This window comes from Xylanibacter ruminicola 23 (genome assembly GCF_000025925.1).
Lineage (GTDB): Bacteria > Bacteroidota > Bacteroidia > Bacteroidales > Bacteroidaceae > Prevotella > Prevotella ruminicola.
The window spans coordinates 857349-869035 of the sequence record NC_014033.1 but is presented as its reverse complement, the minus strand read 5'-3'; the positions used below and the strand labels follow the sequence as shown (position 1 = coordinate 869035).

Below are 11687 nucleotides of genomic sequence, written 5' to 3'. Positions count from 1 at the left end.
ATGAAATTAAACGATATACTGAGCGGACAGTTAAATGCCGCAGAGTGGGAAGCTAAGGGCTACCAGCTTCCTAAGTTTGATATCAAGGCTGTACGCGAAAAGACAGCCAAGGAGCCCACATGGGTACACTTCGGTGGCGGAAACATCTTCCGTGCTTTCCCTGCTGCCATCCTGAACGACGCACTGAACACAGGTAAGTACGATCGCGGTGTGATTGTAGCCGAGACTTTCGACTTCGAGGTCATCGATAAGGCTTATGCCCCCTATAACAACCTTTCGCTCTGTGTGAACCTCTGCTCAGACGGTTCTATCGAGAAGAAGGTGATTGCCAGCGTAACCGAAGCCCTGAAGGCCGACCCACAGTTTGAGGATTGGAACCGCCTGGTTGAGATCTTCAAGAACCCATCATTGCAGATGATTTCGTTCACCATCACCGAGAAAGGTTACACCTACAACGAGGCCGACCTGGCTCGCGGACTGAAGCCTGTATTCGCTATGGGTAAGGTTTGCGCCCTGTTGCTCGAGCGTTTCAACGCCGGACAGATGCCTCTCACCGTCCAGAGCATGGACAACTGCTCGCACAACGGCGATAAGGTAAAGGCTGGTGTATTTGCTTATGCCGAGCGTTGGGTGAAGGACGGATTGGTACCCGCTGCCTTCCTCGACTATCTGAAGGATGAGAAGAAGATTACCTTCCCTTGGTCGATGATTGATAAGATTACCCCTCGTCCACACGAGAAGGTAAAGGAGATGCTGGCTGCTGATGGTTTCGACGACAACAACTACATCGAGACCGAGAAGCACACCTTCACCGCTCCATTCGTAAATGCCGAGGAGGTGCAGTATCTCGTTATCGAGGATAACTACACCAACGGTCGTCCACCATTGGATCTGGGCGGTGCACTCTACACCACTCGCGAAACCGTTGATAAGGTAGAGACCATGAAGGTTACCACCTGTCTGAACCCACTGCACACCGCCATGAGTATCTATGGCTGCATGCTGGGCTACACACTGATTTCTGCCGAGATGGCCGACGAGGACCTGCGCCCATTCGTTCAGAAGCTGGGTTATATCGAGGCTATGCCAGTAGTAGTTGATCCAGGTGTGCTGAACCCCTACGAGTTTATCGGCGCTGTTATCAATCGCCGTTTGCCAAACCCATTCATGCCCGATGCCCCACAGCGTATCGCTATGGATACCAGTCAGAAGCTGCCTATCCGCTTTGGTGAGACTCTGAAGAAGTACATAGCTCGCGGTTTGGATAAGAGCAATCTGGTACTCATCCCTCTCACACTGGCTGGTTACGCCCGCTACCTGAAGGGTATCAAGGATGATGGTACAGCCTTTGATTGTTCACCCGACCCCATGCTCGATGAACTGCAGGCTATCGTTGCTCCATTGCAGATTGGTAAGGCCGATCAGGATTGGAGCTGCCTGAAGACTCTCTACAGCCGCAAGGACGTGTTTGGTCTCGACCTGTACGAGGCTGGTTTGGGCGAGCAGATCGAGGGAATGGTTAAGGAACTGTTTGCTGGTAATGGTGCCGTTCGCGCCACACTGCACAAATACGTTTCTGCTAGATAAAATAAAAAGGCCCTAATAATAATGAAGCCCGCCAAATTTGGTGGGCTTTATTATTTTATTTGCACTTATCGTACCACTCACGTAAAGCAGCACGCGGGGTACCTTGCTTTACGGCTTGGTCTAATGCCTCGCGAGCTTCTTTCTTACGTCCTAAGCGCAACAGCACATCAACCTTCGATGCTGTCAGCTCTGCGTTCTTAGGCGCCAATCGTAAAGCTTCGTCCCAATCGTACAGGGCTGCATCGTATTGCTCCTGTTGTGTTTCAAAAGCCGCTCTGGCTGCATAGGCATCCGTACTGTCGGGGAACATCTGTACAGCACGGTTCAGCTCATCGGCAGCATCGGTCTTTCGTCCCAACAACTGCAGCACGTGGGCCAAACCCAAGCGCGCCTCCAGGTGTTCGGGCTGGATAGCTAAGAAAGCCTCGTAATCGGCACGGGCAAAGCTATACTGTCGCAGCTGCGTCTGACAGAACGCACGGAAGTAAAGTGCCGCCAGGTTTTTCTCGTCTTTCTTCAGCACAGCCGAATATTCATCGCGGGCATACTCGTACTGCTGCAGATTAATGTTAGCCTCAGCCTTTTTCAAGCGCAGTTCCAGATTATTGGGGGTCAGATTTATCTGCTCTATCAGCACCGATACCGAATCGCGCCATTGTTTGGGCGTCTGGGCAGCTGCGCCCAGCGCCACAAACATAGCAGCTATCATTACAACTTTACGCATTCTTAATGTAATTTACAATCCACTCTCCTACTTCGGTTGTGCCGTATTTCTCGCCACCCTCGACCTGAATCTCAGGGGTGCGCACGTTGGCATCGAGCGAGGCGGTAACAGCCTTACGAATCAGGGCGCCCTCTTCGTTCAGTCCGAAGTGCTCCAGCAGCATGGCTGCTGAGAGAATCTGAGCGATTGGGTTAGCCAGATTCTGACCGGCAGCCTGTGGCCACGAACCATGAACGGGCTCGAACAGCGGTGTGTGCTCGCCTAATGACGACGAAGGCTGCAAGCCCATCGAACCAGTAATACAGCTGGTCTCGTCGGTCAGGATATCACCAAAGGTATTCTCGGTAACAATCACATCGAAGTAACGGGGCTCTGTGAGCACACGCATCGAGGCATTATCGATAAACATGTAATCGGTAGTAACCTCGGGATACTGCGACTCCATCTCCTTGGCTATCTGGCGCCACAAACGGCTCGATGCAAGCACGTTAGCCTTATCAACCACAGTCAGATGCTTCTTACGGGTCATTGCCATCTCGAAGCCCACTTTCAGGATGCGCTCCACCTCAGGACGGGTGTAGATATTGGTATCGTAGGCCTGATCGTTATCCTGATACTTGGCACCGAAATACATACCGCCAGTCAACTCGCGAATCACCACAAAGTCGGCACCCTTCAGGAGCTCTTCTTTCAATGGCGACTTGTGCAGCAGACAATCGAAAGTAGCCACAGGGCGCACGTTGGCAAACAAACCCAACTTCTTACGCATGGCCAGCAAACCTGTCTCAGGACGTATCTTAGCGGTAGGATCGTTGTCGAACTTCAGCGAGCCAACAGCAGCAAACAGCACAGCGTCGGCCTGCATACATACCTCGTGGGTGCTGTCGGGGTAAGGATCGCCCACCTCTTCGATGGCATGAGCACCACAGATAGCAGGGGTATATTCAAACTCGTGACCGAACTTAGCGGCAATTGCATCCATCACAGCCACACCTTGTTTCATAATCTCTGGGCCTATTCCGTCGCCCTCTAATACAGCAATCTTTAATTTCATAATTCCATTTCGTTTTTTCAACTATATTTCTTTCTCTTGTTCATCTTCGATGATGTTCAGCATCTTGAAGGTAGCCTTGATGGCCGCTTCGGTCTGGTCGGCATCCAGTCCGCGGGTGCGGAGGATTTTGCCGTTATCATTCCAGGTAATCACGGTCTGTACCAACGCATCGGTTCGTCCGCCAGGCGGGATGGTAACAGCGTAGTTCTGCAGGATGGGGAACGTACGTCCGAGATACTTCTTATAGATATAGCGCAACGACTTTACGAAAGCGTCGTACTGACCGTCACCAGTAGCCGAAGCCTCGTACGCCTGTCCGTTAATCTCCACCTTTATATTTGCTCCAGGTTTCAAGCCATAAGCCGTTGATACTACATAACTTACCAACTTAACTTTATCCTCTGGTGCATCGTGTTTCAGCACGTCGCTCACGATGAATGGCAGATCCTCCTGCGTTACAATCTCTTTCTTGTCGCCCAGTTCGGTAATACGCAGGGTTACACGTTTGGTCTGCTCAGGTGTGAGCTCCAAACCGAGTTCTTCCAGATTCTTGGCGATGTTAGCTTTACCGCTATTCTTACCAAGGGCATATTCGCGCTTTCTACCGAATCGCTCTGGCACCAAAGCGTTGCAATACAGGTTATCCTTCTTGTCGCCATCGGCATGCACACCAGCCACCTGGGTAAACACGTTATCGCCGATGATAGGCTGATTAGGTGCTACGGCAATACCACTATAGCTCTCAACCATACGCGAGATGTCGTTCAGTTTGTCCTCGCGGATATTAGTGCGGGCATTAAACTGGTCCTTCAGAATTACCTGCACACTCGACAGCGGTGCATTACCACAACGCTCACCCAGTCCGTTCACCGTTACGTGCAGACCTTTGGCACCACTCAGCACAGCAGCCAACGAGTTCGATACCGCCAGATCGTAATCGTTATGGGCGTGGAAATCGAAGTGCGTATCGGGATAACGCTTCAGCATTTTGCGGAAGTACTCGATACACTGCAGCGGGTTCATGATACCCAAGGTATCGGGCAGCATAAAGCGTCGGATACCCACATCGCACAGCGCATCCATCAGCTTGTAAACGTAGGTGGGCGACTCGTTCATACCGTTGCTCCAATCCTCCAGATACAGGTTAACGGTAATGCCTTTTTCGTGGGCATAACGCACCTCGCGATGGATATCCTCTATGTGCTCGTCGGGTGTTTTCTGCAACTGCTGGGTACAATGCTTCAGCGAGCCTTTGGCCAACAGATTCACGGTTTTACAACCGCACTCAGCAGCCCAGTCGATGCTTTTGCCGCCATCGATAAAGCCCAGCACCTCTACCCTTTCGAGAGCATCGATACGTGAGGCATAGCGACAAATCATGCTTACCGCCTCGCGTTCGCCCTCGCTCACACGGGCCGATGCCACTTCGATACGATCCACATTCAGATCGTTCAGCAGCATGCGGGCCATCATCAGCTTTTCGTGGGGCAGAAACGATACGCCGCTGGTTTGCTCACCATCGCGCAGCGTAGAGTCCATAATCTCCACAAAGGGCTTTACACGCTTGAATTTGTTTACTTGTTCGCTTGTTCCCATTGTTCTGTTTTCTGTTTGTTCTCCACCAAGAAGTCGATATCGTCTAATCCGTTCATCAGACAATGCTTCTTGTAAGCGTTAATGTCGAAGTGCTCGCTGCGCCCGGTAGCCTTGTTGGTTACCGTCTGGTTGGGCAGATCCACCTCTACTTCGGTCTTGGCATCAGCATCGATGCTGGCAAAGAGTTCAGCCAGAAACGCCTCGCTCACCACCACGGGCAGCACAAAGTTGTTCAGCTCGTTGTTCTTATGGATATCGGCAAAGAAACTGCTGATAACCACACGGAAGCCGTAGCCTGCGATGGCCCACGCAGCGTGTTCGCGACTACTACCCGAACCAAAGTTCTTGCCTGCCACCAGGATGCAGCCCGAGTACTTGGGATTGTTAAGCACAAAGTCGTTGTTCAGCGTGCCATCGGCGTTGTATCGCCAGTCGCGAAACAGGTTGTCGCCAAAGAATTTCTCTTCGCGTGTGGTGGCCTTCAGGAATCGGGCGGGTATTATCTGGTCGGTATCCACATTCTCCATCGGAAGCGGAATACACGTACTTGTTATTACATTGAATTTCTGTTTCATCTTTTTTTGTTTTTTTGCAACGGACTACAGGACTTTAGGATTATTTTATCGCGAGGATTTTTTCTTTCAGTCCTGTTGTCCGTTGCTATATTAACTCTCGTGGATCTGTAATCACGCCGGTTATCGCTGCAGCGGCAGCGGTGAGGGGCGATGCTAAGATGGTGCGGGCACCGGGGCCTTGGCGACCTTCAAAGTTGCGGTTGGATGTTGATACCGCCAACTTACCTGCGGGCACCTTGTCGTCGTTCATGGCCAAGCAGGCCGAACAGCCAGGCTGACGGATTTCGAAACCAGCAGCCTCGAGCACCTTGTCCAGTCCTTCTTCGCGAATCTGCTTGTCAACAGCCCACGAACCAGGTACCAGCCAAGCCACCACATCGGGCGACTTATGACGGCCCTTAACCAGATGGGCAAACGCACGGAAATCCTCGATACGTCCGTTGGTGCAAGCACCCAGGAACACATAATCCACCTTGGTACCCAGCAACTTCTGTCCAGCCTCAAACTGCATATAGTTCAGGGCCTTCTCAAAGCCAGCTTCGGGTGCTTTAGCCTGCTCGGCATTAGCGGGAATATTCTCAGTAATACCGATACCCATACCTGGGTTGGTACCATAGGTAACACGGGGCTCGATATCAGCAGCATTAAACGATAGCTCCTTGTCGAACACAGCATCGTCGCCACTCTTCAGCGTTTTCCAATAGGCCACAGCCTTGTCCCACGCCTCGCCCTTAGGGGTATACTCCCTACCCTTCAGGTAATTAAACGTGGTACTGTCGGGAGCGATAAAACCACCACGCGCACCCATCTCTATCGAGAGGTTACACAGCGTCAGTCGGCCCTCCATACTCATAGCCTTAACCGTAGATCCGGCATACTCGATAAAGTAGCCCGTAGCACCACTGGTGGTAATCTGTGCCATCAGGTAAAGGGCCACATCCTTAGGTGTTACACCCTTACCCAGCACGCCGTTGATGGTGATACGCATCGACTTAGGTTTCTGCTGCAGGATACACTGCGAGGCCATCACCATCTCTACCTCGCTGGTACCGATACCAAAAGCCACAGCACCCATTGCGCCATGGGTAGAGGTGTGCGAGTCGCCACAAACAATCGTCATGCCTGGCAGCGATAATCCCTTCTCAGGACCTACCACGTGGATGATACCGTTATCCTTCGACATCATGCCGTAATGGGTCAGTCCGAACTCGGCTGCATTCTTGGCGAGGGTGTCCACCTGCTTACGCGAAACGGGATCCTCGATAGGTTTGTCCTGATCGTGTGTAGGTGTATTGTGATCGGGCATACAGAATATCTGCTGGGGGCGGAAACATTTCAGTCCGCGTGCACGCATGCCGTCGAATGCCTGAGGCGATGTTACCTCGTGACAGTACAAGCGGTCGATATACAGCTGCGTAGGACCTTCCTCCACCTGCTGCACCACGTGCTTATCCCATATCTTATCAAAGAGTGTATTCATTTTTAATCTTCCTCCTTTTTAAACTTGTTTATACAATCGATATACGCCTCGACGCTGGCGGTAACGATATCGGTGTTGGCACCAAAACCATAGTAAAGGGCACCGTCGTACTCCACCTGCATGTGTACCTTACCCACATCGTCGCTACCCTTCGAGATAGCCTGGATGGTAAACTCCTTCAGCGTCATCTGCTTCATGATTATCTTCTTGAGTGCCTTGATGGCTGCATCAACCGGACCGTTACCCGAAGCAGCTGCCTCGAACTTCTGTCCGCTGATGTCCAGTCCGATACTGGCCACACTCTTCACGCCCTTACCTGTAGTAACCTGCAGGAAGTCTAATCTAACAGCATGTGTATCAGCTGTATCGGCACCAGCCAGCATCAGAGCATCGGCATCGCTCACCTCCTTCTTCTGGTCGGCCAATACCAGGAACTTCTCATATACCTTATCCAACTTCTCCTCGGTCAGATCCACACCGTTCACATGCAGACGATGCTTCAAGGCAGCACGACCTGAGCGGGCGGTGAGTACGATTGAGTTATCGTCGATACCCACATCCTTGGGGTCCATAATCTCGTAGGTCTGTACGTTCTTCAGCACACCGTCCTGATGGATACCGCTTGAGTGCGCAAAGGCATTACGACCCACGATAGCCTTGTTAGGCTGAACGGGCATATTCATCAAGCTCGACACCATACGGCTGGTAGGATAAATCTTGGTGGTATTGATGTTGGTCTCGATACCTAACTGCTTGTGGCACTTCAGTATCATGGCAATCTCTTCGAGCGATGTGTTACCGGCACGCTCGCCAATACCGTTGATGGTTACCTCCACCTGGCGGGCACCTGCCATCACACCGCTGAACGAGTTGGCAGTAGCCATACCCAAGTCGTTATGACAATGGGTTGAGATGATGGCGCGATCGATATTATCCACGTGCTCCATCAGGTATTTGATTTTATCGTGATACTCCTCAGGCAGACAGTAGCCTGTGGTATCGGGGATGTTTACTACGGTAGCACCAGCCTTGATTACCGCCTCTACCACCTGGGCCAGATATGCGTTGTCTGTTCTTCCGGCATCCTCGCAGTAGAACTCCACATCATCTACAAATCGCTTGGCATACTTGGTGGCGGCAACGGCACGCTCCAGAATCTCCTCACGGGTTGAGTTGAACTTATACCGAATGTGCTCGTCGCTGGTACCGATACCCGTGTGAATACGCTTGTGCTTGGCATACTGCAGGGCTTCGAAAGCCACGTCGATATCGCGTTCAACGGCACGTGTCAGCGCACAAATCACTGGCCATGTAACCGCTTTCGAGATTTCAATCACACTGTTAAAGTCACCTGGACTTGAGATAGGGAATCCTGCTTCGATCACGTCCACGCCCAACTGCTCAAGCGCCTTAGCCACCTGAATCTTCTCTACGGTGTTCAACTGGCATCCGGGCACCTGTTCGCCGTCGCGGAGCGTTGTGTCGAAAATAAACAACCTTTCCATTTTACAATTTTACTATTTTACGATTAAACTATTAATTTATTCCAAACGAAAGAGCCTTTCACACTCGGAAGTGAGAAAGGCTCTATCTTAATTTTTAGTTTCAATGAAACATTGTCAATTATCTACATACCCTGTCACTTCCGACCTGCCCCATGCAGTCGAATAATAATAAACAGGCTGTTAAGTAGATTCAGACTCTTCATTTTTGCTTAATTTTTTATTTTCGGCTGCAAAATTAATCATTTTCGTTGGAATAAACAAACAATTCGTAACTTTTTTATCGAAAAATCTATCAATTTATTAGTTTTAGCCCTTTTTGGGGGCCTGTTCGCACATCAATTCTTTATCATAAGCATAAAAATTATCATTATTTTGATGGCAAAGATAGCAAATTAATTTGTAACTTTGCACCCGAAATCATGTAAATAAATGAAAAAGGTATTAATATCTATTATAACACCCTTTGTTCTGCTGTTGGCATCAACCTACTTTCTGAGGCAACCCACGCATCCCGGCATGCAACTAAGTGCCGATATGCAGAACACACTTGCCGCCGAGGCCGACACCCTGCCCAACGACTCTATGCCCGATTTTGGCGACGAATTTGAGTATTACTTCGACCGTCACAACGTGATGGACGAGGGCTATGAGATGGTGGCAGCCTTTGCCAACGGTAAGCGCCTGCAGATTGAACCTGCCCAGCGACTAACCGTTTGGAACGTGGGCAACTGGCGCAACCGTACCCACGAGGGCACCACGCTGGCTTTAGACTCGGCTGGTTTTACCATCGTGGCCACTTATCAGGCCGACACCATCAAAACGGGTTTGCGTATCGACAGCTTAGGAACTTACCAAGGCGACTTCAGAGGTACCAAAGCCAACGGTCATGGTGCTTACATAGCCGATGGCAGCTATTTCGAGGGTCACTGGACCGATGATAAGCGCGACGGATTCGGCATTCAACTGCTCACCCCTACCGATGGCGAGCCACGCCTGCAGGTGGGCGAATGGAAGAAGAACCGATTCTGGGGCGAACGCATGAAGTACACCTCCGAGCGCATCTACGGCATTGATATCGCCCGCTACCAGCACGGCAAGGGGCGCCACAAATCACCCATCCTTTGGGATAAGCTCAGCATCAGCTTCTTAGGCAAGAAAAACCACAAGAATGTGCACGGCAAGGCCAACTACCCCATCTCGTTTATCTTTATCAAGAGTACCGAGGGCGTTACCGTAACCAATAAGTTCTATGCCGACGATTACGCCAAGGCACGCAAACATGGTATCCCCATCGGCGCCTACCACTTCTTCTCGCTCAAAACATCGGGTGCCGCCCAGGCCAAGCATTTCATCAAGCACACCAAGTTCCAGAAGGGCGACCTGCCCCCAGTGCTCGATGTAGAGCCCAGCGACGCACAGATACGTGCTGCAGGCGGTGCCGAGAAGATGTTCCAGCAGATACGTATCTGGTGCAGGATGGTTAAGGCCCGTTGCGGCGTAACACCTATCTTATATATAAACCAGATGTTTATCAATAAATATTTTGGTATGGTGCCCGACATTAAGCGCGACTACGACGTGTGGATTGCCCGCTACGGCGAGTACAAGCCCGATGTGCGCCTGGCCTTCTGGCAACTGTGCCCCGATGGCCGTGTAAACGGTATTCGTGGCGATGTAGATATCAATGTGTTTAACGGCTATAAGAGTCAGTTCGACGAGTTCGTAGCCAACAAAAGCATAAAATAACTTTCAATCTTCAATATTCAATTTTCAATCATGAAGACTATCTTAATACTGGTTGGCAAGACCACCGACAAGCATTTCCAGGCGGGCATCAACGATTATGTAGATCGCATCGGACATTACATGCCTTTCGAGCTCATAACCATCCCCGAACTCAAAAACACCAAGAGCCTGTCGGAGGCACAGCAGAAAACCACCGAGGGCGAACTGATTCTGAAACAGATTCAGCCCAGCGACACCGTGGTGCTGCTCGACGAGCATGGTAAGGAGTTTCGTAGTATCGAGTTTGCCAAGTGGCTGGAGCAGAAACGCAATACGGCCCGCCGACTGGTATTCGTCGTAGGCGGACCGTATGGATTTTCTCCCGAGGTATATGCCCGTGCTAACGAGCAACTCTCGCTCTCAAAGATGACGTTCTCGCATCAGATGATTCGTTTGGTATTTACCGAGCAGATCTATCGTGCCTGCACCATCATCAAAGGCGAGCCCTATCATCACGAGTAATTATAGATCGTTGTAATTCTGTACAGCGAAGGTTGTGGTGCGCATGTCGCCAGTCTCGAAGCCACGCTTCAGCCAGCGCTTACGCTGATCGCTGGTGCCGTGGGTAAACGATTCGGGTGTTGCACGGCCCTGAGCCTTCTTCTGCAACCAGTCGTCGCCGATAGCCTTAGCCAGTTCCAAGCCCTTTTCTAAATCGCCGTACTCCATCGAGTGGTTCATCGCATCCTCGTAATGCGCCCACACGCCGGCATAGTAATCGGCCAACAGCTCCAAGCGCACGCTTATCTGGTTGGCACTCACCTTATCTGTCTGGTTCATAGCCGAATGCGCCTTGTTCAGTGTACCCGTCAGGTACTCAATATGGTGACCAATCTCGTGGGCTATCACATACGCGTAGGCAAAGGTGTTACCCTCAACACCCAACTGACGTTTCATCTGGGTAAAGAACGAGAGATCGACATACAGTTTCTGGTCGCCCGAGCAGTAGAACGGACCCACCGCAGCTGTAGCCGAGCCGCAAGCCGAGTTTACCTGATTACTGAACAGCACCAGCGTGGGGTACTGATATTCGCCCCAGCCATTCTCCTCGAACACCTTGGCCCATACCTCCTCGGTACTAGCCAGAATCTTCTTACAGTCCGAGGCCAGTTCCTGTTCCTCCTCAGTAAAATTCTCCTCACCAACGGTCTCGGTAGGCGCCTGCATCTGTAAGCCTTGCTGCACCACATTCTGTACGACATCGCCCACGTTTCCACCTTGCAGAAAGGTAAACAGAGCAATCAGAATAATACCGCCAATACCTCCGATACCAGCCTTAGCACCACCGCTCATACCGCGGCGATCCTCAACATTCGAGCTTTCTCTTCGTCCGTCTAATCTCATAGTCCTAAGTTTTTATTTAATGTTTAATCTTTAATGT

Annotated in this window: 10 protein-coding genes; 3 read left to right on the top strand and 7 right to left on the bottom strand. The window is 51.0% G+C overall.

All coding sequences use genetic code 11. The features are described from left to right. Positions 1–1587: a mannitol dehydrogenase family protein gene (locus PRU_RS03745; RefSeq protein WP_013064486.1), complete on the top strand. Its 1587-nt coding sequence runs from the start codon at positions 1–3 to the stop codon at positions 1585–1587. A gap of 55 nt (positions 1588–1642) precedes the next feature. Here PRU_RS03745 and PRU_RS03740 read toward each other — a convergent pair whose 3' ends face one another. The 6 genes from PRU_RS03740 to PRU_RS03715 all read right to left on the bottom strand — a co-directional run bounded on the left by PRU_RS03740 (position 1643) and on the right by PRU_RS03715 (position 8521). After that, positions 1643–2311, bottom strand: coding sequence for a tetratricopeptide repeat protein (locus tag PRU_RS03740; RefSeq protein ID WP_041385635.1), 669 nt, complete (start codon positions 2309–2311; stop codon positions 1643–1645). Beyond that, entirely contained in the window at positions 2304–3365 is a 1062-nt protein-coding gene (gene leuB, locus PRU_RS03735) for a 3-isopropylmalate dehydrogenase (RefSeq protein WP_013065727.1), read from the bottom strand. The genes PRU_RS03740 and leuB overlap by 8 nt, the downstream gene beginning before the upstream one ends. Positions 3366–3386: 21 nt before the next feature. After that, positions 3387–4961: an alpha-isopropylmalate synthase regulatory domain-containing protein gene (locus PRU_RS03730; protein ID WP_041385634.1), complete on the bottom strand. Its 1575-nt coding sequence runs from the start codon at positions 4959–4961 to the stop codon at positions 3387–3389. Then, positions 4940–5536 (bottom strand): 3-isopropylmalate dehydratase small subunit, encoded by a 597-nt coding sequence (gene leuD, locus PRU_RS03725; RefSeq protein WP_013064680.1) that lies wholly within the window; start codon positions 5534–5536, stop codon positions 4940–4942. The genes PRU_RS03730 and leuD overlap by 22 nt, the downstream gene beginning before the upstream one ends. Positions 5537–5621: 85 nt before the next feature. Continuing rightward, positions 5622–7016, bottom strand: coding sequence for a 3-isopropylmalate dehydratase large subunit (gene leuC, locus PRU_RS03720; RefSeq protein WP_013063353.1), 1395 nt, complete (start codon positions 7014–7016; stop codon positions 5622–5624). A gap of 2 nt (positions 7017–7018) precedes the next feature. Further along, a complete protein-coding gene (locus PRU_RS03715) occupies positions 7019–8521 on the bottom strand; it encodes a 2-isopropylmalate synthase (RefSeq protein ID WP_013063073.1) in 1503 nt (500 codons plus the stop codon). Positions 8522–8950: 429 nt separating this feature from the next. On the opposite strand from PRU_RS03715, the gene PRU_RS03710 reads away from it, so the two are divergent. Further along, a complete protein-coding gene (locus PRU_RS03710) occupies positions 8951–10267 on the top strand; it encodes a GH25 family lysozyme (RefSeq protein WP_013063879.1) in 1317 nt (438 codons plus the stop codon). A 30-nt stretch (positions 10268–10297) separates the two neighbouring features. Further along, entirely contained in the window at positions 10298–10768 is a 471-nt protein-coding gene (rlmH, locus tag PRU_RS03705; RefSeq protein ID WP_013064428.1) for a 23S rRNA (pseudouridine(1915)-N(3))-methyltransferase RlmH, read from the top strand. Here the strand turns inward: rlmH and ypfJ are convergent, their stop codons facing one another. Next, a complete protein-coding gene (ypfJ, locus tag PRU_RS03700) occupies positions 10769–11650 on the bottom strand; it encodes a KPN_02809 family neutral zinc metallopeptidase (RefSeq protein WP_013065656.1) in 882 nt (293 codons plus the stop codon). Positions 11651–11687 lie beyond the last annotated feature (37 nt).

What these genes read in the sequence shown, in the direction of transcription:
- rlmH (WP_013064428.1), top strand. Translation starts at nt 10,298, where the DNA reads ATGAAGACTATCTTAATACTGGTTGGCAAGACCACCGACAAGCATTTC.
- PRU_RS03730 (WP_041385634.1), bottom strand. Translation starts at nt 4,961, where the DNA reads ATGGGAACAAGCGAACAAGTAAACAAATTCAAGCGTGTAAAGCCCTTT.
- leuD (WP_013064680.1), bottom strand. Translation starts at nt 5,536, where the DNA reads ATGAAACAGAAATTCAATGTAATAACAAGTACGTGTATTCCGCTTCCG.
- ypfJ (WP_013065656.1), bottom strand. Translation starts at nt 11,650, where the DNA reads ATGAGATTAGACGGACGAAGAGAAAGCTCGAATGTTGAGGATCGCCGC.
- PRU_RS03745 (WP_013064486.1), top strand. Translation starts at nt 1, where the DNA reads ATGAAATTAAACGATATACTGAGCGGACAGTTAAATGCCGCAGAGTGG.
- leuB (WP_013065727.1), bottom strand. Translation starts at nt 3,365, where the DNA reads ATGAAATTAAAGATTGCTGTATTAGAGGGCGACGGAATAGGCCCAGAG.
- PRU_RS03710 (WP_013063879.1), top strand. Translation starts at nt 8,951, where the DNA reads ATGAAAAAGGTATTAATATCTATTATAACACCCTTTGTTCTGCTGTTG.
- PRU_RS03740 (WP_041385635.1), bottom strand. Translation starts at nt 2,311, where the DNA reads ATGCGTAAAGTTGTAATGATAGCTGCTATGTTTGTGGCGCTGGGCGCA.
- PRU_RS03715 (WP_013063073.1), bottom strand. Translation starts at nt 8,521, where the DNA reads ATGGAAAGGTTGTTTATTTTCGACACAACGCTCCGCGACGGCGAACAG.
- leuC (WP_013063353.1), bottom strand. Translation starts at nt 7,016, where the DNA reads ATGAATACACTCTTTGATAAGATATGGGATAAGCACGTGGTGCAGCAG.